This window comes from Vineibacter terrae, assembly GCF_008039615.1.
Lineage (GTDB): Bacteria > Pseudomonadota > Alphaproteobacteria > Reyranellales > Reyranellaceae > Vineibacter > Vineibacter terrae.
Map to the genome: position 1 here is coordinate 16,836 of NZ_VDUZ01000018.1, position 20,628 is coordinate 37,463.

General features: G+C 68.5%; 24 protein-coding genes. 13 read left to right on the forward strand and 11 right to left on the reverse strand.

The window, feature by feature from the left end; all coding sequences use genetic code 11:
* Window position 1: 1 nt before the first annotated feature.
* The 3 genes from cydB to FHP25_RS16710 all read right to left on the reverse strand — a co-directional run bounded on the left by cydB (window position 2) and on the right by FHP25_RS16710 (window position 3,356).
* Entirely contained in the window at window positions 2-1,009 is a 1,008-nt protein-coding gene (gene cydB / locus FHP25_RS16700) for a cytochrome d ubiquinol oxidase subunit II (RefSeq protein WP_147848081.1), read from the reverse strand.
* Window positions 1,006-2,418: a cytochrome ubiquinol oxidase subunit I gene (locus FHP25_RS16705; protein WP_147848082.1), complete on the reverse strand. Its 1,413-nt coding sequence runs from the start codon at window positions 2,416-2,418 to the stop codon at window positions 1,006-1,008. The genes cydB and FHP25_RS16705 overlap by 4 nt, the downstream gene beginning before the upstream one ends.
* A gap of 176 nt (window positions 2,419-2,594) precedes the next feature.
* On the reverse strand, window positions 2,595-3,356 hold the full coding sequence (locus FHP25_RS16710) for an alpha/beta fold hydrolase (protein WP_147848083.1): 762 nt from the start codon (window positions 3,354-3,356) through the stop codon (window positions 2,595-2,597).
* A gap of 174 nt (window positions 3,357-3,530) precedes the next feature.
* Here FHP25_RS16710 and FHP25_RS16715 point away from each other — a divergent pair, with 174 nt between their 5' ends.
* A complete protein-coding gene (locus FHP25_RS16715; protein ID WP_231712355.1) occupies window positions 3,531-3,938 on the forward strand; it encodes a carboxymuconolactone decarboxylase family protein in 408 nt (135 codons plus the stop codon).
* 99 nt (window positions 3,939-4,037) lie between these two features.
* Complete coding sequence (locus FHP25_RS16720) at window positions 4,038-4,430, forward strand: hypothetical protein (protein ID WP_147848085.1); 393 nt, start codon at window positions 4,038-4,040, stop codon at window positions 4,428-4,430.
* 60 nt (window positions 4,431-4,490) lie between these two features.
* On the opposite strand, the gene FHP25_RS16725 is transcribed toward FHP25_RS16720, so the two are convergent.
* Window positions 4,491-5,462 carry a DUF1499 domain-containing protein gene (locus FHP25_RS16725; protein ID WP_147848086.1) on the reverse strand — a complete coding sequence of 324 codons (972 nt, stop codon included), beginning with the start codon at window positions 5,460-5,462 and terminating at the stop codon, window positions 4,491-4,493.
* A 177-nt stretch (window positions 5,463-5,639) separates the two neighbouring features.
* Between FHP25_RS16725 and FHP25_RS16730 the strand changes: the two genes are divergently transcribed.
* Together FHP25_RS16730 and FHP25_RS16735 are read left to right on the forward strand one after the other, a co-directional pair.
* A complete protein-coding gene (locus FHP25_RS16730) occupies window positions 5,640-5,900 on the forward strand; it encodes a type II toxin-antitoxin system Phd/YefM family antitoxin (RefSeq protein ID WP_178133572.1) in 261 nt (86 codons plus the stop codon).
* A 10-nt stretch (window positions 5,901-5,910) separates the two neighbouring features.
* Window positions 5,911-6,321, forward strand: a complete 411-nt coding sequence (locus FHP25_RS16735; RefSeq protein ID WP_147848088.1) for a type II toxin-antitoxin system VapC family toxin — start codon at window positions 5,911-5,913, stop codon at window positions 6,319-6,321.
* Here the strand turns inward: FHP25_RS16735 and FHP25_RS16740 are convergent.
* Both FHP25_RS16740 and FHP25_RS16745 read right to left on the reverse strand, forming a co-directional pair.
* The gene (locus tag FHP25_RS16740) at window positions 6,311-6,754 is read right to left on the reverse strand and encodes a cupin domain-containing protein (protein WP_147848089.1); all 444 of its coding nucleotides are present in this window, start codon (window positions 6,752-6,754) and stop codon (window positions 6,311-6,313) included. The two genes, FHP25_RS16735 and FHP25_RS16740, sit on opposite strands and share 11 nt — an antisense overlap.
* Window positions 6,755-6,770: 16 nt before the next feature.
* Window positions 6,771-7,388, reverse strand: coding sequence for a glutathione S-transferase (locus tag FHP25_RS16745; protein WP_329714872.1), 618 nt, complete (start codon window positions 7,386-7,388; stop codon window positions 6,771-6,773).
* Between the two features lie 186 nt (window positions 7,389-7,574).
* Here FHP25_RS16745 and FHP25_RS16750 point away from each other — a divergent pair, with 186 nt between their 5' ends.
* Together FHP25_RS16750 and FHP25_RS16755 are read left to right on the forward strand one after the other, a co-directional pair.
* Entirely contained in the window at window positions 7,575-8,339 is a 765-nt protein-coding gene (locus FHP25_RS16750; protein WP_147848090.1) for a class I SAM-dependent methyltransferase, read from the forward strand.
* Between the two features lie 38 nt (window positions 8,340-8,377).
* A complete protein-coding gene (locus FHP25_RS16755; protein WP_147848091.1) occupies window positions 8,378-8,893 on the forward strand; it encodes a YbaK/EbsC family protein in 516 nt (171 codons plus the stop codon).
* Window positions 8,894-9,024: 131 nt separating this feature from the next.
* Here FHP25_RS16755 and metW read toward each other — a convergent pair whose 3' ends face one another.
* Window positions 9,025-9,660 (reverse strand): methionine biosynthesis protein MetW, encoded by a 636-nt coding sequence (metW, locus tag FHP25_RS16760; RefSeq protein WP_147848092.1) that lies wholly within the window; start codon window positions 9,658-9,660, stop codon window positions 9,025-9,027.
* A gap of 5 nt (window positions 9,661-9,665) precedes the next feature.
* On the reverse strand, window positions 9,666-10,856 hold the full coding sequence (metX, locus tag FHP25_RS16765; protein ID WP_147848093.1) for a homoserine O-acetyltransferase MetX: 1,191 nt from the start codon (window positions 10,854-10,856) through the stop codon (window positions 9,666-9,668).
* A 166-nt stretch (window positions 10,857-11,022) separates the two neighbouring features.
* Here metX and pheA point away from each other — a divergent pair, with 166 nt between their 5' ends.
* The 6 genes from pheA to FHP25_RS16795 all read left to right on the forward strand — a co-directional run bounded on the left by pheA (window position 11,023) and on the right by FHP25_RS16795 (window position 16,268).
* Entirely contained in the window at window positions 11,023-11,868 is an 846-nt protein-coding gene (gene pheA, locus FHP25_RS16770; protein WP_178133573.1) for a chorismate mutase, read from the forward strand.
* A gap of 28 nt (window positions 11,869-11,896) precedes the next feature.
* Window positions 11,897-12,985 carry a histidinol-phosphate transaminase gene (gene hisC, locus FHP25_RS16775; protein ID WP_147848095.1) on the forward strand — a complete coding sequence of 363 codons (1,089 nt, stop codon included), beginning with the start codon at window positions 11,897-11,899 and terminating at the stop codon, window positions 12,983-12,985.
* Window positions 12,986-13,041: 56 nt separating this feature from the next.
* Window positions 13,042-13,914 (forward strand): prephenate/arogenate dehydrogenase family protein, encoded by an 873-nt coding sequence (locus FHP25_RS16780; protein WP_147848189.1) that lies wholly within the window; start codon window positions 13,042-13,044, stop codon window positions 13,912-13,914.
* Window positions 13,915-13,996: 82 nt separating this feature from the next.
* On the forward strand, window positions 13,997-14,554 hold the full coding sequence (locus tag FHP25_RS16785; protein WP_147848096.1) for an OmpA family protein: 558 nt from the start codon (window positions 13,997-13,999) through the stop codon (window positions 14,552-14,554).
* 173 nt (window positions 14,555-14,727) lie between these two features.
* A complete protein-coding gene (locus FHP25_RS16790; protein ID WP_231712356.1) occupies window positions 14,728-15,660 on the forward strand; it encodes a DMT family transporter in 933 nt (310 codons plus the stop codon).
* A 2-nt stretch (window positions 15,661-15,662) separates the two neighbouring features.
* Window positions 15,663-16,268: a gamma-glutamylcyclotransferase gene (locus FHP25_RS16795; protein ID WP_147848097.1), complete on the forward strand. Its 606-nt coding sequence runs from the start codon at window positions 15,663-15,665 to the stop codon at window positions 16,266-16,268.
* Between the two features lie 8 nt (window positions 16,269-16,276).
* Here FHP25_RS16795 and FHP25_RS16800 read toward each other — a convergent pair whose 3' ends face one another.
* Entirely contained in the window at window positions 16,277-17,476 is a 1,200-nt protein-coding gene (locus FHP25_RS16800; RefSeq protein ID WP_178133574.1) for a D-alanyl-D-alanine carboxypeptidase, read from the reverse strand.
* A 203-nt stretch (window positions 17,477-17,679) separates the two neighbouring features.
* On the opposite strand from FHP25_RS16800, the gene FHP25_RS16805 reads away from it, so the two are divergent.
* On the forward strand, window positions 17,680-18,132 hold the full coding sequence (locus FHP25_RS16805; protein ID WP_147848099.1) for an SH3 domain-containing protein: 453 nt from the start codon (window positions 17,680-17,682) through the stop codon (window positions 18,130-18,132).
* A 25-nt stretch (window positions 18,133-18,157) separates the two neighbouring features.
* On the opposite strand, the gene FHP25_RS16810 is transcribed toward FHP25_RS16805, so the two are convergent.
* Together FHP25_RS16810 and FHP25_RS16815 are read right to left on the reverse strand one after the other, a co-directional pair.
* Window positions 18,158-19,156: a proline racemase family protein gene (locus FHP25_RS16810; RefSeq protein WP_231712357.1), complete on the reverse strand. Its 999-nt coding sequence runs from the start codon at window positions 19,154-19,156 to the stop codon at window positions 18,158-18,160.
* A 267-nt stretch (window positions 19,157-19,423) separates the two neighbouring features.
* Complete coding sequence (locus FHP25_RS16815) at window positions 19,424-20,587, reverse strand: acyl-CoA dehydrogenase family protein (RefSeq protein ID WP_147848100.1); 1,164 nt, start codon at window positions 20,585-20,587, stop codon at window positions 19,424-19,426.
* Window positions 20,588-20,628 lie beyond the last annotated feature (41 nt).

The following is a 20,628-nucleotide window of genomic DNA, read 5'->3' on the forward strand; positions in this document are numbered from 1 at the left end:
GTCAATGGTGATAGCCGCTGCCCGGCGTCACCTTGCCGCGGAACACCCAGTAGGCGTAGCCGGTGTAGGCCAGGATGATCGGCAGCAGGACCGCGCCGCCGGCCAGCAGGAACTTCAGGCTGGATTCGGGTGCGGCCGCGTCCCAGATCGTGAGCGATGGCGGCACGATGTGCGGATAGAGGCTGATGCCCAGGCCGATATAGCTCAGCAGGAACAGCGCCAGCGCCAGCAGGAACGGCAGACGCTCGGCCCGGCGGCGGATCGCCCGCCAGAAGGCAAGCGATACGGCCGCCACCAGCAGCGGCACCGGCGCGGCATAGAGCACGGCCGGCCACGCGAACCAGCGCTCGGCATAGACGGGATTGAGCAGCGGCGTGGCCAGGCTCACGGCGACGATGAAGGCCAGCATCGCCGCGCCCAGGGGCAGCGCCCAGCGGAAGCAGCGCGCCTGCAGGTCGTCCTGGGTCTTGCTGATCAGCCACGTGGCGCCCAGCAGCGCGTAGCCCGCGACCAGCGCCAGCCCGGTCAGGATGCTGAACGGCGTCAGCCAGTCCCACCAGCCGCCGGCATAGGCGCGGCCTTCGATATGGATGCCCTGCACCAGCGCGCCCAGGGCGATGCCCTGGCACAGCGCCGCCACCATCGAGCCGCCGGCGAAGGCGCCGTCCCAGAAGCGCCGCCCGCGCACGGTGCGGTGGCGGAACTCGAAGGCGACACCGCGGAAGACCAGCGCCAGCAGCATCAGCGTGATGGGCATGTAGAGCGCCGGCAGCACCACGGCATAGGCCAGCGGGAAGACGGCGAACAGGCCCCCGCCACCCAGCACCAGCCAGGTCTCGTTGCCGTCCCAGACCGGCGCGATGCTGTCGATCGCTGTATCGCGATCCTGCGGATTCTTGATCGCGGGAAACAGGATGCCGATCCCGAGGTCGAAGCCGTCGAGGATCACATAGGCCAGCACCGCGAAGGCGATGATGCCGGCCCACACGAACGCCAGGTCGATCGTCATGGCGCGGGCTCCTCGGTGGCGAGCCGGCCGACGGCGCCGCCGGCAAGCGCCGGCTTGGCGACATCCGGCGCCGGTGTCGGCGCTGGCTCGTCGACGGAAGGCGGCCGCCGCATCAGCCGCAGCAGGTAGAAGACACCGGCGCCGAACACCGCGAAGTAGACGACCGCGAATGTCGCCAGCGACGTCGCCACCGCCGGCGTGGCGATCGGCGACACCGATTCGGATGTGCGCATCAGGCCGTAGACCGTCCATGGCTGGCGGCCGACTTCCGTCGTCACCCAGCCGGCGATCACCGCAATGAAGCCGCTCGGCCCCATCGCGACCGCGAAGCGATGCAGCCAGGGCGTGGCGTAGAGCGTGCTGCGCCAGCGCCCGAACAGGCTCCACAGGCCCAGCATGACCATCAGCACGCCGATGCCGACCATGATGCGGAACGACCAGAACACGATCGTCGCGTTCGGCCGGTCCTGGCGCGGCCATTCCTTCAGTCCCTTGAGCTCGCCGTCCCACTCATGGGTCAGGATCAGGCTGCCCAGCTTGGGGATCTCGATGGCATAGCGCGTGGTTTCGGCTTCCATGTCGGGCAGGCCGAACAGGATCAGCGGCGCGCCGCGGTGGGTCTCGAAGTGCCCTTCCATGGCGGCGATCTTGGCCGGCTGATGCTTCAGGGTGTTGAGCCCGTGGAAGTCGCCGACCACGATCTGCACCGGCGCCACCAGCGCCGCCATCCACATCGCCATCGAGAACATCGTGCGCGCCGCTGCGTTTTCGCGATCGCGCAGCAAGTGCCAGGCGCCGACAGCGCCGACCACCAGCGCCGTCGTGAGATAGGCGGCCAGCACCATGTGGGCAAGACGATAGGGGAACGACGGGTTGAAGACGGCCGCCCACCAGTCGACCGGCACGAACTGGCCGTTGGGCGCGATCTCGTAGCCCGCCGGCGTCTGCATCCAGCTGTTGGCCGACAGGATCCAGAACGCCGAGATCAACGTGCCGACCGCGACCATCGTCGTGGCGAAGAAATGCAGGCCGCGGCCGACGCGATTCATGCCGAACAGCATGACGCCGAGAAAGCCGGCCTCGAGGAAGAATGCGGTCAGCACCTCGTAGCCCATCAGCGGCCCGAGGATGGGCCCGGTACGATCGGCGTACGGGCCCCAGTTGGTGCCGATCTGGTAGCTCAGCACCACGCCCGACACGACGCCCATGCCGAAGACCAGGGCGAAAATCTTCAGCCAGTAGCGGAACACGCGCAGATAGACGTCGCGGCCGGTCCACAGCCACAGCCCTTCGAGCACGGCGAGATAGCTCGCAAGCCCGATCGAGAAGGCGGGGAACACGATATGGAATGTGATGACGAAGGCGAACTGGAAGCGCGCCAACATCAACGCATCGAAGAGGTCGGGCATCCCGTCTCTCCCGATGTCCCGGCGAGCCCGGCACATCGTCAGCTTTCTAACCTTAACGCATCCGCTACATAGGCGACAGGCCCGCGAATCGGGGCGGGACCCGTTGTCGCGGCGTCAGTTTCTATTCTGCTGCGTGTTGTCGCAGGCGCTCACGCGCGTGCGAAGCCCGACCGGCTCTACACCGCCACGCGCTCGAGCAGGTCCACCAGCGGGCCGGGCGCCGTCACCATCGCGTCGTGTCCGGTCGCAAGCTCGAGGATCTGCCAGCCGAGATTGGCCTTGGCCATCTGCCGGAACAGCGCGTGCTCCATCATCGCCGGTCGATTGCAGGCGACATAGATGCACTTGAGGCCGTTGCCGACCGGGTTCTGCAGGATCAACGGCAGCTCGAAGGTGCCAGCGGGATGCGCCGTGAGGTTCTGCTGCACCCAGGCAAGGTCGGCAGGATTGGCGATGCCGAACGCCGTGGCCGGTGGCGGCGGGATCGCCGCCGGCCGCCGCGGATCGCGTCCGGCCGGGAAGCCCAGGCTCTGGCCGTTCTCCAGGATCACGGCGTCGAGGAACACGAGCCGGCGCAGCCGCTGCGGCATGCGGTCGGCGACGCCGGTGATGACGGCCCCGGCATAGGAGTGGCCGACCAGCACGGCGTTCCACAGGCCGCGCTCGGTGAGCAGGGCCACGATCTGCTCGATGTGCGTGTCGAGCGTGATCTGCGCGCTCAGCTCGCCGACGCGCTCGCCGACTCCGGCCAGGGCTGGCGCCTCGACGCGATGGCCGTGCGACTCCAGCAGCGTCACCACGCGCTGCCAGCACCAGGCGCCATGCCAGGCGCCGTGGACCAGCACGAAGCTCTGGGCCTCCTGGGCATGTGCGGCAGTGCTGGCGGTGGCGGCCAATGTCGCGCCGGCGGCAGTTCGCAGGAAGGAGCGGCGGTCCATGGGAGCTCCGACATGGGACGGGCACTGTCATGGCCGAGCGGCCGTGCCCGCAAGCACAGAATTGAGGTCCCCCGATATGGCAGCCTTGGGGCGGCGGCGTCACGGTTGCGCGAGGTTGAAGGTCAGGTAGCGCACCCTATGCTGACAGGCGGCTCACAGGCGGACGAGGAGGCGATGATGACCGAAGCTGTGCTGATCGAGTACGACCAGGCTGACCCCGAGGCGAAGGCGGTGTTCGACGAGATCGCGGCGGTGCGCGGCATCGATCCGCGGCAGGTCAACAATTTCTGGAAGGCGATGGCGCGGCACCCGGCGCAGATGCGGCGGATGTGGTCGAACATGCGGGCGGTCATGACGCCGGGCGCGCTCGATATGCGCACCAAGGAAATGATCTACCTGGCGGTCTCCGTGACCAATGCCTGTGACTATTGCGTGGCTTCGCATGGTGCGCAGGCGCGCAAATGGGGCATGACCGAAGAAATGTTCGGTGAGCTGATGGCCGTGGTCGGGCTTGCCAATGAGACCAACCGCCTGGCGGCCGGCTATCGCGTGCCGGTCGATGCGGCATTCAAGGTGCCCTGATCTTTTCGGTGGCAAGCCGGGGATGTGGTCTTGGATGGCGCCGTAAGCAGCCACAAGACGGTTCGACACCTGCCGTCGATGCCACCCGAGGAACCACCCATGTCGTCCATCGTCTTCCGTGCCGCGCCGCTGGCCATGCTGGGCGCCCTAGCCGTTGCAGGATTTTCGTCGACGGCCTCGGCCCAGGGCTTGAACACCGGCGCCTACGGCGGCACCGGGGCCTACGGTACCCGCACGCCTTACGTCGATGCGCGCGAGCACTATCAGCAGGACCGCATCTTCGCCGGCGCGCGCAATGGCTCGTTGACGCCGCGCGAGTTCCGCCACCTCGAAGGGGGCGAATACCGCATCCGCGCCGCCGAGGCGCGCGCCAGGTCGGACGGCGTCGTGACCCCGGCCGAGCGCGCACGGCTCAACGGCATGCTCGATCGCGAGAGCCGCGCCATCTACCGCCAGCGCCATGACGCGCAGCGCGTGGGCTGGTGGCGCTGAGCCCGAGGATCGAGATCCACGTATCGACCGGCCCGCAAGGGCCGGTCGTCGTTTGCCGGTTCAGGCCGGCTGCTGCAGGCGGGCAAGAAACAGGCGGATGCGCGCGGCATTGGCGCCCAGGTCGCTGATGCCGACGCGCGAGCGTGAACGGATGTCGATCCGGGTGCCGCCCGTGACCTCGGTGAGGCGCACGATGATGTCGTCCTTGAAGCCGAACCATGCCGTGGTCGCGACAGCTTCGAGTCGTCCCTGGGCGGGTTCGCGGGCGACGATCTCCCAGCCGAAACCGCGGGCGACGCGCTCGACATGCGTGAAGGCATCCGCCGACGACGCCTTCAGCGTCAGCGGCCTGATGTCGGGATAGCCGGCGCGCTGCGCCGCCGCCACGGCCGGGCCGGGATAGTCGGAGCCGTTGCCGGTATTGCCGCGCGGCGACGGCAGCGCCACGAACGCCGGCGGGTGGATCGTGTCGGTGCTGATGTCGTTGATGCGCGGCAGGTTGTCGGCCGCGATCCGCCAGGAGATCGGCACGTAAGCCGCGGCCACGCCCAGGGCGACGCCCACCAGGGCGGAGAGCAATCCCGGCCGCGTCGTGCCGGCCGGTTGCGTCACGGCCAACAGGATCCCCACCACCACGGCGAGCACCGCGCCCAGGCCGGCAAGGTCGAGCAGCTTGGTGGAGTCGGTGCGCGCGCCCAGGCTGGGGACCGCGCGCGACGCCAGGAACATCAGCGTGACGCCGAAGACGCACAACACGACCAGGCGGAACAGCCAGACGATCGCGGTCGACAGCAGGGTGCTGCGGTACTCGCGCACCGGCAGCAGCAGCGCCAGCGCCAGGCCGCCGACGATGGCCGCCAGCGCCGCCGAGGTGCCGATGCCGAAAGCGGTCTGGATGCCGGAGACATCGATATAGCCGAAACGATAGGCCGGCCCGGTGAGCAGCACGGCCAGCACGCCCAGCAAGCCGAGGCCGAAGACCGCCCGGGCCAGGCGCACCTTCGCTAGGCTGGGCGGTCGGCGAGTCGGCATGGCGCGACTCTAACACACGACATATCGCAGGCCAGCAGGGACGGCCTCGCGCCGCGAGGCTGAGGACGTCAAAACGTCCGCTCTTGTGGACGAAGTCGTGTCGATCGTATGGGGACTGGTGGCGGCGACTGCCCTACGTTAAGATGGTCCACTTCCAATGGTCCAAGTGGAACGGCGATGCGAAAGGCAGCAGAGAAGGTGATCGCGGTCAGTGCGTTCAAGCCGCGCAGCCTCGCCGTCATCGACGACGTCGCGTCGCGTCGGACGAGTCGCGTGGTGCTGACACGCCGCGGCAAACCCGTTGCCGCGATCGTGCCCGTGGATCCCGAGCCGCTCGAAGACCTGTGGGGGGCGATGCGTGGGTCCGTGAAGGTCCCCTCCGGTGTCGATGTCACCGAGCCGATCGGGGAAAACTGGGATGCCGATCGGGACATATAGGTAGGTTCGCATGAGCGCGGTGCTGCTCGACACGTGTGCCGCGCTCTGGCTGATGAATCGCGAACCGTTTGCAGCGTCGGCGTTGAGCGCCATCCGGTCAGCCCAAGCCTCGGCAGGTGTTCATGTGTCGCCCATCAGCGCGTGGGAAATCGGGATGCTGATCGCCAAAAGTCGCCTCAGCCTCGACAGAGACCCGGAGGACTGGTTCGACACGCTCACCTCGCTCAAAGGTGTGCACCTCACCGAACTGTCTCCAACGATATTGATCGCTTCCACGCGCCTGCCGGGCAACGCGCCGCGGGATCCTGCGGACAGGATCATTGCCGCGACCGCACGGCACTACAATTGCCCGGTCGTGACCCGCGACGGTGAATTGCTGCCCTACGCCCGGGCGGGGCACTTGCGCGCCATCAGGTGCTAGTCGGCGCAGCCTGGCTCGGCGCCCAGCCGCCTGGCGCCAGCGTGAAGCCGGCGAACTCGAAGGCCGGCGACACGGTGCAGCCGACCAGGGTCCAGGCGCCCAGCGTGCGGGCTGCCTGCCATGCCAGCTTCGGCACCACCGCCTGCGGGCGCTGGCCGGCCGCGAAGTCGGTGCCGAGGATCGCATGGCGCGCCTCGCGGCCGTCGCTGCTGATCGCCAGCTCCAGCGGCGCGCCGGCATACCAGTGCCAGATCTCGACGGCGTCGACCTTGTGCCAGTGCGAGCGTTCGCCGGCGCGCAGCAGGAAATAGATCGCGGTCGTCGCGCCGCGGCCGCCGGCCTGGGCCGGCGGCGCGCGATAGGTCTCGACGTAGTGGCCGCCCTCGGGATGCGGCTGCAGCCCGAGGCGGCGGATCAGGTCGTCGGCGTCCATGCGGCCGCGCGGCGGCTCAGGTCGGCGGCATCGTCGCCTTCATCGACGGGCGCTGCGCGAACTTATCGTACCATGCCGCGAGCTTCTTGTGGCCCTTGCGCCAGCCCTCGTCGGCGAAGCGGAAATCGAGATAGGCCAGCGCGCAGGCGAAGGTGATGTGCCCGATGGTGGGCGAGCCCCTGAGCGTGCCGGCCTCCTTCTCCATCTGGTCGAGCGCGCTGCGGATCTTCTTCATCTGCGCTTCCTGCCAGGCCGCATTGCGCATGGGCTCCTCGCGCAGAGTCAGCTCGTAGCGCACCAGCAGGGCGGCATCGAGCAGCCCGTCGCCCAGCGCCTGCTGGCGCAGCGCGTTGAAGCGCGCCTTGCCCTTGGCGGGAAAGAACTTCTTCTTGCGATGCTTGCTGTCGAGGTACTCGCAGATCACCGGCGAATCGTAGAGCGACAGGCCCTCGGCCCGCAGCGACGGCACCTTGACCAGCGGGTTGGTCTTGGCGAGGTCCCGGTTCGGCGCGACCGGCGTCGTGGCCACGGTCTCCTTGTCGATCTTCTTGTCGAGGCCGGCCTCGATCGCCAGCACCATCACCTTGCGGACATAAGGTGAGGTCGGCGAGTACATCAGTTTCATCTTGGCCATACGCTCTCTTTCCTTTGCGCTGTTCACCCTTTCGTCGCCGGCATAGTCATCCGGAGCGCAACGATGGATCGACGCGGCACCCGCCAAGCGCGGCGACGAGGGTGGCCGTGACGTTAGCACCGGCGTTCCGCCGAAGTCACGGCCGGCGCGGGATGAAATCAGCCGACGGTGCTATATATTAGAGTCATGTTCACCGACGTCGTCGACCTGCGCGACTTCTACGCCGAGACCGTGGGGCAGGTGACCCAGCGGCTGCTGCGCGCGCAGCTGCGCGAGCTGTGGCCCGACGTGCGCGGCCTGCGGGTGGTCGGCCTGGGCTATGCCGTGCCGTTCCTGCGGCCGTTCATGGACGAGGCGGAGCGGGTGCTGGCGCTGATGCCGGCGGCACAGGGCGTGCTGCCCTGGCCCAATGAGCGGGCCAACCTCGCGGCCCTGGTCGAGGAGATCGACCTGCCGCTGCCCGACCGGTCGGTGGACCGGCTGCTGATCGTGCACGCGCTGGAATGCTCGGAGCAGATCCGGCCGCTGCTGCGCGAAGCCTGGCGCGTGCTGGCCGATGGCGGCCGCATGCTGGTCGTGGTGCCCAACCGCACCGGCCTGTGGGCGCAGTTCGATCGCTCGCCCTTCTATCTGGGCCATCCCTATTCGGCGCGGCAGCTGGCGGCGCTGCTGCGCGCCAACATGTTCACGCCGCTGCGGGCGGCGCGCGCGCTCTACCTGCCACCCACCCGCTCCCGCCTGCTGCTGAGCGCGGCGCCGACGGTGGAGCGGATGGGCCGGCGCCTGTTCAGCCGCTTCGCCGGCGTGGCGATCGTGGAGGCCGGCAAGCAGATCTATGCCGGCGTGGCACAGCCCACCGTGATGGCCCGGCCGCGATTGCGGGTAGCGCATTCGCGCAATCCGTCGCCGGCGGCTGGGCGCGTCGTGCCGCCGCCGCGGACCCGCGACTGACCTTCATCCCGCCGCCCTGTGCGCCATCGGAGCCGTCCGTGAGCGAAGCCCCTGTCTTTGACCGCATCGTCGCGCTGTTGACCCGCGAGAAGGCGTCGTTCCGCGTCATCGAGCACGAGCCCGAAGGCCGCTCCGACCGGATCAGCGTGATCCGCGGCAACAAGCCGGACCAGGCAGCCAAGGCGATGGTGCTCGACGTGCGTGGCGGCGGTGGCGGGCGGCGGCACGTGCTGGCCATCCTGCCCGGCAGCCGCAAGCTGGATTTCGACGCCGTCGCGCAGCATTTCGGCGCCCGCAAATGCGGCTTCGCCAGCCCCGAGACGGCGCAGGAGATCACCGGCTGCGCCATGGGCAGCGTGCCGCCGTTCTCGTTCGACCATTCGCTGGCGGTGCTGGTCGATCCCGACCTGCTGGCGCACACCACCATCTTCTTCAACGCCGGCCGCCTGGACCGCTCGATGGAGGTCGACACCCAGGACTGGCTGCGCGTGGCCAGGCCGGTGCCGGTGAGGGTCGCGATGCAGCCTTTCGGAAAGCCGTCATCCCGAGCGTAGCGAGGGATCTCCCGCGAGTAGCGCACCGTGCGCCTTGCCGCAGGAGATCCCTCGCTGCGCTCGGGATGACAGGAGCCATATGCGATCGCCTGCCCCTTCGACGAATGTCCTGGAGGTGAGGGAAGTTCCCGCTACTTCCGCCGCAACAGGAACAGGCCTTGCTCGCCGATCAGGTTGGCGAGCGGTAGCGGCAGCAGGCCCAGCGTGCGGCCGCGGCGATCGAGCGACAGGGCTTTCTCGACCACGACTCCCATCTCGGCGCACAGATCACGGAAATCGTCGATGGTGCAGAGATGGATGTTGGGCGTGTCGTACCAGCGGTGCGGCAGCGCCTCGGTCTGCGGCATGTGGCCGCCGAACAGCAGGCGCATGCGCACGCGCCAATAGGCGAAGTTGGGGAACGACACGATGGCGCGCTTGCCCACCCGCAGCAGCTGCTCCAGCACGTCGCGCGGCGAGCGTGTCGCTGGCAGGGTCTGGCTGAGGATGACGTAGTCGAAGGCGCCGCTGGGATAGTGCTGCAGGTCGGTGTCGGCGTCGCCCTGGATGACGCTGAGCCCGCTGGCGACGCAGGCGTTCACGCCGGCCTGGCTCAGCTCCATGCCGCGGCCGTCGACCTGCTTGAAGCGCACGAGGTGGTCCAGCAGCGCGCCGTCGCCGCAGCCGACGTCGAGCACGCGCGTGCCCGGTGCGACCATGTCGGCGATGAGCTGCAGGTCGACGCGGATGCCGTCGCGCGGCACCGTCTTCTGATTGAGGTCGGCCATGCTGGTCAGGGCTTCAGGCCTCGCGCGTTGCCGGCGCCACGCAAAAAGCCCGCCAGCGTGCGCAGCATCTCGGGCTCGTCGAGCAGGAAGGCGTCATGGCCCTTGTCGCTCTCGACCTCGACGAAGGAGACGTTGGCGGCGACGGAGTTCAGCGCCCGCACGATCTCGCGGCTCTCGGCTGTCGGGAACAGCCAGTCGCTGGTGAACGACATCAGGCAGAAGCGGGTCGGCGAGCCGCGGAAGGCCGTGGCCAGCGATCCGCCGTGCTGCGCGGCGAGGTCGAAGTAGTCCATGGCGCGCGTGATGTAGAGATAGGCGTTGGCGTCGAAGCGCTCGACGAACGACTTGCCCTGGTGATGCAGGTAGCTCTCGACCTGGAAGTCGGCATCGAAGCCGAAGCCCAGCGCGTCCTTGCCCTGCAGCTGGCGCCCGAACTTGCGCTGCAGCGCCGCCTCGCTGAGATAGGTGATGTGCGCCGCCATGCGCGCCACGGCCAGCCCGCGCGCCGGCCGCGTGCCGTGCTTGATGTAGCTGCCGGCGTGCCACTCGGGATCGGCCATGATCGCCTGGCGTCCGACCTCGTGGAAGGCGATGTTCTGCGCCGAATGCCTGGCCGCCGTCGCGACCGGGATGGCGGAGAACACTCGCTCGGGATAGGTCGCGGCCCATTGCAGCACCAGCATGCCGCCCATCGAGCCGCCGGTGACGCAGAACAGGCTTTCAACGCCCAGGTGGTCGAGCAGGGCGGCCTGGGCCCGCACCATGTCGCCGATGGTCACCACGGGGAAGCTGAGGTTGTACGGCTCGCTGGTGCCGGGCCTGATGTCGAGCGGGCCGGTGCTGCCCATGCAGCCGCCCAGGACGTTGGCGCAGATCACGAAATGCTTCGCCGGATCGATCGGCCGGCCGGGGCCGACGAGCGTGTCGCCCCAGCCCGGCTTGCCGGTCACGGGGTGGGGATCGGCCACGAACTGGTCCATCGTCAGCGCATGGCAGATCAGCACGGCGTTGGATTTGTCGGCGTTGAGCGTGCCGTAGGTGCGGAAGGCGACCCGGTGGGCGTCGAGCGTGACGCCGCAATCGAGCTTCAGCGGCCCCAGGGTGACGTGCTGGCTGGCAGCCAGCGCCCGGCATACGACGACGGTAGATCCGGCCGCCGCGACGGGCGAGGCAGGCTCGGACAGCGCGGTATCCATCAGGCGCGAACTCCAGCCGTCGCGCCAGCCCCGAACGTATCCGGTGGGGCGGCGGCAGGCCCGGCTAGCTATGGGGGCGGTCGTCGGGGTGTCAACGTTTACTTTGCTTTTGGCCGGCCTTCCGACTAGAGGTATCGCCCTTGTGCCCAGGCCACAATTTGCATTCATGGACGTCCCGACTCTCGACGAATTGCGCCGGCAGATCGACAGCATCGACGACACGCTGCACGATCTGTTGATGCGTCGCGCTGAACTGGTGGAGCGCATCGGCGCGTCCAAGCCTGCCGGCGGGTTGGCGCTGCGGCCTGGCCGCGAGGCCCAGGTGATCCGCCGGCTGCTCGAGCGCCATGCCGGGCGCTTCCCGGCCAATGCCATGGTGCGTCTTTGGCGCGAGATCATGGGCGCCTTCACCTTCTTGCAGTGCCCCATCCGGATAGCGATCTGCCGGCCGGCCGATCAGCCCGGCTACTGGGACCTGGCGCGCGACCATTTCGGTGTGCAGATCCCGTTCACGGCCCACGAGACGCCAAGCCAGGTGCTGGCGGCGGTGCGGGCCGATCCCAACGTCGTCGGCATCGTGCCGGCGCCGGTGCAGGACGAGCCGCAGCCGTGGTGGCCGCGCCTGATGAGCGGCGACCCGACCACGCCGCATATCGTGCAGAAGCTGCCCTTCGTCGTCATGCCCAACAGCCGCGGCCGCGACCTCACCGGCTTCGTGCTGGCCCGGCTCGACGCCGAGCCCAGCGGCCACGACCGGGCGTTGATCGCCGTCGAGGCGCGCGCCGAGATCAGCCGCAGCCGCCTGGCGGCCGCGATCCGCAAGGCAGGCCTGCAGGACGCGACGGCCCTGTATGACGTCGAGCAGGCCGGCACCTACTGGGATCTGATCGAAATTCCCGAGTTCGTCGGCGATGCCGACCCGCGGCTTGCCGCATTGGCCCTGGCGCTGGGCATCGAGGGCGCCCGCGTCGTGGTGCTGGGCGCCTACGCCGTGCCGCCCGTGGTGCCCTGAGCGCCCCATCAATCGATCGGAGATCACGATGACCGCTCCGCAGCCGCGTCCCGGAATCATGACCATGGCGCCCTATGTCGGCGGCAAGGACACGGTCGAGGGCAGGGCGACGGTGATGAAGCTCTCGTCCAACGAGGGCGCGCTGGGCCCCAGTCCCAAGGCGATGGAGGCCTACGCCAAGGCCGCCGCCGAGCTGCATCGCTATCCCGATGGCGGCTGCGAGAAGCTGCGGGCCGCCATCGGGCGGCACTACGGCCTCGACCCGGCGCGCATCGTCTGCGGCGCCGGCTCCGACGAGCTTCTGAACCTGCTGGTGCGCGCGTATTGCGGGCCGGGCGATGAGCTGCTGTACAGCGCCCACGGCTTCATGATGTACCCGCTGAACGCCAAGGGTGTCGGCGCCATCCCGGTGACGGCACCCGAGAAGGACCTGCGCACCGACGTCGATGCCATGCTGGCCAAGGTGACCACCAAGACCCGCGTGGTGTGCCTCGCCAACCCCAACAACCCGACCGGCAGCTACATCACCCGGGAAGACGTGCGCCGCCTGCATGCCGGCCTGCCCCGGCAGGTGCTGCTGGTGCTCGATGCGGCTTACGCCGAATATGTGTCGCGCAACGACTACGATGCCGGGGTCGAGCTGGTGAATGCGGCCGAGAATGTGGTGATGTGCCGCACCTTCTCGAAGATCTACGCCATGGGCGGCCTGCGCCTGGGGTGGATGTACGGGCCGGCGGCGGTCATCGACGTCATGAACCGGCTGCGCCAGCCCTTCAACGTCAACGCCGCGGCCCAGGCGGCCGGCATCGCGGCCCTGGACGACGTGGCGCATGTCGACGCCACCCGCACCAACAACGACATCTGGCTGCCGTGGCTGACGGCGGAGCTGACCAGGCTGGGCCTGCAACCGCGGCCCAGCGTTGGCAATTTCGTCCTGGTCGGGTTCGGCTCGCAGGCGCGCGCCGAGGCCGCCAACGCGCACATGATGAACGACGGCGTGATCCCGCGCATGATGCACGGCTACGGCCTGGGCGATCACCTGCGCATCACCATCGGCACCGAGGACGAGGTCAAGGCCGTGCGTGACTCGCTCGCCCGCTTCGTGGCGCAGCCATGAGCGCAGCCAAGCCCGTGGCCGGCGCGACGGCCGACGCCCCGGCGCCGGCGGCGCCGATGTTCGAGAAGCTGGCGCTGATCGGTGTCGGCTTGATTGGCGCCTCGATCGCGCTCAAGGCGCGGCGCGAGGGCCTGGCCCGCCAGATCGTGGGCGCCACGCGCCGGCAGGACACCGCCGATACCGCCAATCGGCTCGGGATCGTCGATTCCTGCGGCACCGATCTTGCGGCAGCGTGTGACGGCGCCGACCTGGTGATCATCTGCACGCCGGTCGGCGCCTGCGGCGATGTGACGAAGATCATCGCGCCGCGGCTCAAGCCGGGCGCGATCCTGTCCGAGGTGGGCTCGGTCAAGCAGGCCGTGATCCGCGACATGCGCCCACACGTGCCGGCGGGCGTGCATTATGTGCCGGCGCACCCGATCGCCGGCACCGAGCATTCCGGTCCCGAGGCCGGCTTCCCCGAGCTGTTCGAGGGCCGCTGGGCCATCGTCACGCCGCTGCCGGGCGAGGATCGCGACGCTGCCGACAAGGTCGCGGAATTCTGGCGGCGCTGCGGCAGCATGGTCGAGTTCATGACGCCGGAATGGCACGACAAGGTGCTGGGCATCGTATCGCACCTGCCGCATCTGATCGCCTACACCATCGTCGGCACCGCCGACGACATGGCCGGCGAGCGCCGCTCCGAGGTGATCAAGTTCGCGGCCGGCGGCTTCCGCGACTTCACGCGCATCGCAGCCTCCGATCCCACGATGTGGCGCGACGTGTTCCTGAACAACCGCGACGCCGTCCTGGAGATCCTGGGGCGCTTCCAGGAAGACCTGTTCTACCTGCAGCGTGCCATCCGCTGGGGCGAGGGCGACAAGCTGTTCGAGTTGTTCAATCGCACCCGCGCCATCCGGCGGGCGCTGATCGACATGAAGCAGGCGTAGGGCGGGATTGCGCAACCGGCGCGAATTTGCCGCAATTGGCGGTCAGGACAGCACGTCGCGCCTTCGGCTGGAGTGCCGGACCATGAACCTCCGCGTCGTCCTTGTTCCGATCCTCGTCGCCATGCTGGCCGGCGGCGGCGCTGCGGCGCAGACCCAGCCGCCGGCCGCGCCCAAGCCGGCGACGCCGCCCGCCGCGGCACCGCCGGCGGCGCCCAAGCCGATGCCGCCGCCAGGACCGCCGCCCGCCCCGGTGAGCCAGCTGCAGAGCGAGTTCGCGGTCGCGGTCGGCGATACGGTGATGTTTCCCTACCAGTCGACGGACCTCACCCTGCGGTCGCTGAAGATCCTCGACAACCAGGCCAAATGGCTGATCGCCAAGCCCGAGGTGAAGGTCACGCTCGAGGCCTATTGCGATGACGATATCGAGCCGGCCAAGGCGCAGGAGTTCTGCCTGACGCGCGGCCGGCAGGTGCGGGACTACCTGGTGAAGCAGGGAGTCGCCTCGGAGCGCATCTCGTTGGTCGCCTTCGACGACAAGCAGGCGCCGCGCAGCGGTGCCAAGACGGACTCCAAGAAGGGCAAGAAGGACGACAAGAACCGGCGCACCAATCGCCGCGTCTCCACGCGCGTGTCGATGTAGCATCGGCCCTGTCAGCTCGAGCTACGACCTCACTGTCATCCCGAGAGTGTGTGACTTGATCCTTCCCCCTCCGGGGGAAGGAAAAAATCACAAACTCCGAGCGTAGCGAGGATCTCCCGGGAATGACGTAGCGTGCGTCCTTCCCAGGAGGTCCTCGCTGCGCTCGGGATGACGTGGCAAGCTTCGCTTCGCGGCATGGCCGGTTGGGTGTAGAACGGCTCGATCCGCTTCCTGCGTTGCCCCGCGTGTCGTTCCGCACCGTCCTGCCGCCCGCCGTCTTCGTGTTCCTGTGGAGCACCGGCTTCATCGTCGCCAAGCTCGGCCTGCCCTATGCCCAGAGCGGCGTGTTTCTGACGCTGCGCTATTGGCTGGCGGCGGCGCTGCTGGGCCTACTGGCGCTGCTGAGCGCCGCGACATGGCCGCGCCGGGCCGCCGATGCCGGGCATTGCGCGGTGGCCGGCCTGCTGATGCATTTCGTCTATATCGGCGGCGTCTTCACCTCGATCGAGCGCGGGCTGCCGGCCGGTGTCTCGGCGCTGATCGTCTCGCTGCAGCCGCTGCTGACGGCGATCGCGGCCGGCCCGCTGCTGGGCGAGAAGGTGACGCGCTGGCAATGGCTCGGCCTGGTGCTGGGCCTGCTCGGCACGGCGCTGGTGGTCTGGGAGAAGGCGCAGCTTGGCGCCGCGAGCGCGGTGGCGGTGCTGCTGTCGGTGACGGCGCTTCTGGGCATGACCGCCGGCACGTTGTGGCAGAAGCGCTTCCTGGGCGGCATGGATCTGCGCGCCGGCACGGCGGTGCAATACATCGTGACGGCGCTGGCCTACACGCTGTGCACGCTGCTGTTCGAGCCGCTGCGGGTGGCGTGGACCACGGACTTCACCATCGCGCTGGCCTGGTCGGTGCTGGCGATGAGCGTCGGCGCCGTCACCCTGCTTCTGTGGCTGATCCGTCATGGCGCCGCCACCGGCGTGGCGGCGCTGTTCTACCTCGTGCCGCCGTGCACGGCGGTGATGGCCTGGCTGCTGTTTGATGAGCGGCTGGGAACGCTGGCGCTGCTGGGCATGGCCGTGACCGTCGTCGGCGTGGCCCTGGCGACCCGGCGCTGAGCATGGCGGCCACGGCCTATCCGGCATCGAGCACGGCACCCGTCGCGGCGCGGCCGGACTGGGTGTTCGCCTATGGCTCGCTGATGTGGAACCCCGGGTTCGCCACGCCGCGGTCGTTGCCGGCGCGGCTGCCCGGCTGGCACCGCGCCTTCTGCATCCGCTCCGAGCACTATCGCGGCACCAAGGAAGCGCCCGGCCTGATCCTCGGCCTGCTGCCGGGCGGCGTCTGCCGCGGCGTGATCCATCGCCTGCCGCGGGACGGATACGACGTCGTCCGGAAATACCTGTGGGACCGCGAGATCCTCAATGACGGCGTCTATCTCGAGACCGTCCGGCCCGTGACCCTGGCCGACGGCGCCAAGGTCGAGGCGCTGGTCTATCTCGCCAACCGCGACCACCTGCAATACGCCGGCAAGCTGCCGCAGACGGAGGCCGTGCGCCTGATCCGCCAGGGTGTCGGCGTCACCGGTCGCAATCTCGACTACCTCGTCAACACCGTTGAGCAGCTCGAGGCGCATGGCTTCCGCGATCCGTCGCTGCACGCGCTGCTGGAGGCGGTGCGCAGGTCACTTGTCCGGCCGGGAAGCAAGGCACCTGCCGCCAGTTGATACACGAGTCAACGGATCGTCGCGAAGCAGGAGAACTGGTTCGCCTCGAGCCGGTTGCAGGCCTCATGTGCGCTCGCGAGGTTTGCAAACCCCTCGAACCTGGCGCGAAACAGCGTCTCACCGTCCACGTCGACACGCCGTGTCGAAGGCTCGGCATCCTTCGTGACCTCCAGGACGTAGGGCTGGGCGCGTTCGATCAGGCTGAGCGCGGCATGCTTCGTCGTCATGGCGCCGAGCTGGATCGCGTAGCTGGACATCGACATGCGCGGCCCCGGCAACGGTGCTCGTCGCGCGACCTGCAAGCTGCCGGCGGGTGGACTGGCACGCCGTATCGAGGCCAGCAGCCCCGCGTAGTAGCCGCGGCCCGGCCGGGCCTGTGGCAGGACACGCTCGACGAGCGCCGCCGCGTAGGCATCGCGCGATTTGACCGTGCGGCCTCCCATGACCACGGCGACGATCTTGCGCGCGTCGCGCCGCAGCGACACTGCAATATTGTAGCCGGACGCGTCGATATATCCTGTCTTGATCCCGTCCACGCCGGGAACGCGGCTGAGAAGGTGATTGTGGGTCCGATAGGTGCGTCCCCGGTGCGTGAAGGATGAAGTCTCGAAATGGTGGTAGTAGTCGGGAAACCTCGCCTGGAGCGCCGCTCCGAGCAAAGCCATGTCCCTCGCCGTCGTGTACTGCCTCTTGTCGGGCAGGCCCGATGCGTTGCGGAAGCTTGTGTGCTCCATGCCGAGCAGTCGCGCGGTGCGAGTCATCCGCGCCGCGAAGGCGGCTTCACTGCCCGACCGGTTTTCGGCGACCACGACGGCAACGTCGTTGGCCGACAGGGTGACGAGGGCGCGGATGGCATCGAGGGCGGTGATGAACTGTCCTGGCCTCAGCCCCAGTCTGGAGGGCGGCTGAGCTGCCGCATGCCGCGACACGACGAACCGGCTGGCAGCGCTGACCCGCTTCCTTTCCATGTCTTCGAACAGCAGATAGAGAGTCATCATCTTCGTCAGGGACGCCGGATAGCGACGCGCATTTTCGTTGCGCGCATAAAGGGCGCGACCGCTGGTGATGTCGATCGCATAGGCCGAGAATTTGCCGTGCGCCCATGCTTGCGGGCTGGAAAGGGCAAGAAGCGACAGGGCCAGGAATAGGGTAATCGTCGCGAAAGCCAGCGGAAGGCGCCCAGCGCCGGACAGCACGTTCGAGCTCACCTTTGATCCCTGCCTGCGGTTGGAGACGCCGAAGCCGCTTCCATCGTCGTATCGACTCCGGACCCGGGATGTCCTGCCCATGATATGGAATTGAGGTTGATCGACAACCGGAACATCATGGAAACTGCCGCCGCACAGGCCATCGACGCCGATCCCGACGCAGGCAGCGGCGCACGGTTCACTCCCACCATGGAGCCTATTGGATGATCTGCCGCTTCCGTTGTCCGGTCCTTCTTCTTTCGGCTTTCCTTCTGCTGATCGCACAGCAGGCTGGCGCGCAGCGGATGGTGAGCGTGGCCGGCGAGGAGGTGAATCTGCGATCAGGTCCCGGGACGCAGTATCCCGCCGAGTGGATCGTGAGCAACGGCTATCCGCTCAAGGTCGTCGGGGAACGCGGGAAATGGCTTGAGGTGCGCGATTTCGAGAATGACGGCGGATGGATCTATCGGCCGCTCACCGCCAGCACGCCCTATTTCATCGTCAATGCCAAGGTCGCGAACTTGCGCAGCCAACCCACGACGCGCAGTCGGATCCTCGCCAAGCTTGCCTACGGCGACTTGCTGAAGACCCTTGAGCGCAAGAGCAACTGGGTCAAGGTGCAGCGTGAAGGCGGATTGCGGGGGTGGATCGCACGGCACCTGGTCTGGGGCTGGTAGCCGACGCCTGCGAGGGAGCGGATCGTCAGATTCTGAAGCCCCATCGCAGCGGATCGTCATCCTCCAGCCGGAACATACTCTCGCCGGTGTAGTGCGCCTCACCGGCGACTTCGACGATCACAGCCTTGCGGCCGCCGGCAGTTGTCTCGCGCACGGCATGGCCGGTGAAATGTGCGCTGGTGACGCTTTCATAGGTGCAAGTCTGGCCCAGCCTGGTCTGCCGCCGTGCCACTTGCAGGGCGATGCGTGCCGTCACACCGCTGCCGGTGGGGCTGCGGTCGACCTGCCGGCCGGCGAAAATGCAGACATTGCGGCTGGGTGATGCCGCTCCGGTGCCGCCGTCCGTGAAGATGGTGCCGTAGAGGAAGGCAAGATCCGGATCGTCGGGGTGCTGCAGCGGGACGAAGCGCCGGACGGTCTCAGCGATCGTTTCCCCGGCATCGACCAGCGCGCGGATCGGCGTGGCATGCACATCGAGCCCGATGCTGGCCGCGTCCAGGAACGCGTAGAAGGCACCGCCATAGCCGATGTCGACGGTCACCGGTCCCCAGGTTTCGGTCGGCACGATGGCATCCAGCGCGAAGGCGAATCCGGGCACGCTCTCGAAGCGCACGCGGCCGGCGCGGCCACCACGGATCACGACATGCGCCGTGACCAGCCCGCACGGGCATTGCAGGCGCACTGTCGTCTCCGGCTCCGTGCGCGGCACCCGCCCGGTGTCGACCGCCCAGCGCGCCAGCGCGATCGTGGCGTGGCCGCACATCGTGCTGTAGCCCTCGTTGTGCAGGAACAGCACGGCGAGATCGGCCTCGGGATGGTCCGGCGGCACCAGCAGCGCACCGTACATCTCGGCATGGCCGCGCGGCTCGTGCATCAGCGCCCGGCGCAGGTGATCGTGCTTCTCGCGCGCCTCGCGGCGCTTGCCCAGCAGGGTCGGCGCCTCGAGCCGGGGCCAGCCCTCCAGGATGATGCGCGTCGGCTCGCCGCCGGTGTGCATGTCGATGGTGCGCAGGATCACGGTCATGGATGTCGACGGTTCGGTCCTCTCCGAAGGAAAAGCCCGCAACACGCTCCTGTCTTGTCGACGGACGACAGAGCGGAGTGTAGCCCATGACTCGCATCGAGCACGACACCGGCGTGATCTCGCGCATCAGCGACTAGGTCGAGATGCGCGGCAATCTGCGCTGCCTCAGCACCTCGGGCATGGCCTGAGATGCTGATCGAGATCCAGCTCGACGCCGTGAAGGCGGTATAGCGGCGCCTGCGTGGGGATGAACGGGAGCCTGCAAACCTACCGGCCGCGCAGCAGCGACTGGCCGATGCGTTCGTTCATCATCTCGATTGTGCCGTCGGTGTAGCAGGCGATCTTGGCGCAGGCGAGGTGGCGTGCCAGCGGATAGTCGGCACGCAAGCCGTTGGCGCCCATCGCCTGGATGCAATCGGCGATGCGCGCGAGCGCCATCTCGGTGGCGAACTTCTTGGCATGCGCCGCCGCCAGCACGGCATCGCCGCCGTGGTCGATCAGGCGCGCAGCACGATAGGTCAGTAGCCGGGCTGCCTCCAGGTCAGTCAGCGCGTCGACCAGCTTCCAGCGCAGGCCCTGGTGCTCGATCACCTTGCGGCCGAAGGTCCGGCGCTCGCTGGTGTAGGAAGCTGCCGTGTCGATCGCCGCCGCCAGCATGCCGCAGCACATCGCCGCGACATAGGCGCGGGCGCCGTTGATGCCGCCGAGCGCCATCTTGAACGCATCGCCGGGAAGCTGCAGCACCGCGTCGTCGGGTGCGAAGTAGGATTCCAGCCGGAAGCCGCCGGCGCCGTGGGCATGGCCGCCGTGCAGGGCGAACGGCGGCTCGCGATGGAAGCCCGGCCGGCCGGCCTCGATGGCGAAGCAGCCGATGCCGCGATAGCCTTGCGACGGATCGGTCTGGGCGTAGGCGGCGACGAAGCCGGCGACCGCGGCATTGCCGATCCACGCCTTGGCACCGTCGAGAATCCAGCCGCCGTCGACCTTGCGGGCGCTGGTCGTGATGGCCGCGAAGTCGCTGCCGGCGCCGGGCTCCGTCAATCCGGCGCAGCCGATGACCTCGCCGCTGAGCATGCGCGGCAGCAGCCGCGCGATCAGTCCCGGGCTGCCGTCGCGCGCCAGCCGCGTCGTGGCGTTGGCGTGGTTCACCAGCGCGAAGGCGAAGGCATAGTCGTGCCGCGCGATCTCCTCGCACAGCCGCAGCTTGGCGGAGAACGACAGGCCCCGGCCGCCATGCTTCACCGGCAGCTCGGTCGTATGCAGCTGCTCGGCGCAGGCCGCGCGCAGGGTCTCGGTGGGATGTCGCCGTTCCCATTCCCAGCGCGCCGCGTTGGGCCCGACCTGGGCGGCGGCGAAGGCGCGGCCCTGGTCGATCAGGTCGCGCTCGGGTTGCGTGAGGGTGGCGTCGAACTCGGCTGTGATGCTGATCATGGCTGCGACGCTAGCAGCACGCGCGGGTCGGGCAAAGGCCC

Bases quoted from the DNA above. Each gene is read 5' to 3' on its own strand.
- FHP25_RS16715 (WP_231712355.1), top strand. From the start codon at position 3,531: ATGATGACCGAAGCTGTGCTGATCGAGTACGACCAGGCTGACCCCGAG.
- pheA (WP_178133573.1), top strand. From the start codon at position 11,023: ATGGACGTCCCGACTCTCGACGAATTGCGCCGGCAGATCGACAGCATC.
- FHP25_RS16710 (WP_147848083.1), bottom strand. From the start codon at position 3,356: ATGGACCGCCGCTCCTTCCTGCGAACTGCCGCCGGCGCGACATTGGCC.
- FHP25_RS16795 (WP_147848097.1), top strand. From the start codon at position 15,663: ATGGCGGCCACGGCCTATCCGGCATCGAGCACGGCACCCGTCGCGGCG.
- cydB (WP_147848081.1), bottom strand. From the start codon at position 1,009: ATGACGATCGACCTGGCGTTCGTGTGGGCCGGCATCATCGCCTTCGCG.
- FHP25_RS16745 (WP_329714872.1), bottom strand. From the start codon at position 7,388: ATGGCCAAGATGAAACTGATGTACTCGCCGACCTCACCTTATGTCCGC.
- FHP25_RS16740 (WP_147848089.1), bottom strand. From the start codon at position 6,754: ATGGACGCCGACGACCTGATCCGCCGCCTCGGGCTGCAGCCGCATCCC.
- FHP25_RS16785 (WP_147848096.1), top strand. From the start codon at position 13,997: ATGAACCTCCGCGTCGTCCTTGTTCCGATCCTCGTCGCCATGCTGGCC.
- FHP25_RS16730 (WP_178133572.1), top strand. From the start codon at position 5,640: ATGCGAAAGGCAGCAGAGAAGGTGATCGCGGTCAGTGCGTTCAAGCCG.
- FHP25_RS16815 (WP_147848100.1), bottom strand. From the start codon at position 20,587: ATGATCAGCATCACAGCCGAGTTCGACGCCACCCTCACGCAACCCGAG.
- FHP25_RS16780 (WP_147848189.1), top strand. From the start codon at position 13,042: ATGTTCGAGAAGCTGGCGCTGATCGGTGTCGGCTTGATTGGCGCCTCG.
- FHP25_RS16805 (WP_147848099.1), top strand. From the start codon at position 17,680: ATGATCTGCCGCTTCCGTTGTCCGGTCCTTCTTCTTTCGGCTTTCCTT.
- FHP25_RS16810 (WP_231712357.1), bottom strand. From the start codon at position 19,156: ATGACCGTGATCCTGCGCACCATCGACATGCACACCGGCGGCGAGCCG.
- metX (WP_147848093.1), bottom strand. From the start codon at position 10,856: ATGGATACCGCGCTGTCCGAGCCTGCCTCGCCCGTCGCGGCGGCCGGA.
- FHP25_RS16750 (WP_147848090.1), top strand. From the start codon at position 7,575: ATGTTCACCGACGTCGTCGACCTGCGCGACTTCTACGCCGAGACCGTG.
- FHP25_RS16735 (WP_147848088.1), top strand. From the start codon at position 5,911: ATGAGCGCGGTGCTGCTCGACACGTGTGCCGCGCTCTGGCTGATGAAT.
- FHP25_RS16720 (WP_147848085.1), top strand. From the start codon at position 4,038: ATGTCGTCCATCGTCTTCCGTGCCGCGCCGCTGGCCATGCTGGGCGCC.
- FHP25_RS16725 (WP_147848086.1), bottom strand. From the start codon at position 5,462: ATGCCGACTCGCCGACCGCCCAGCCTAGCGAAGGTGCGCCTGGCCCGG.
- metW (WP_147848092.1), bottom strand. From the start codon at position 9,660: ATGGCCGACCTCAATCAGAAGACGGTGCCGCGCGACGGCATCCGCGTC.
- FHP25_RS16705 (WP_147848082.1), bottom strand. From the start codon at position 2,418: ATGCCCGACCTCTTCGATGCGTTGATGTTGGCGCGCTTCCAGTTCGCC.
- hisC (WP_147848095.1), top strand. From the start codon at position 11,897: ATGACCGCTCCGCAGCCGCGTCCCGGAATCATGACCATGGCGCCCTAT.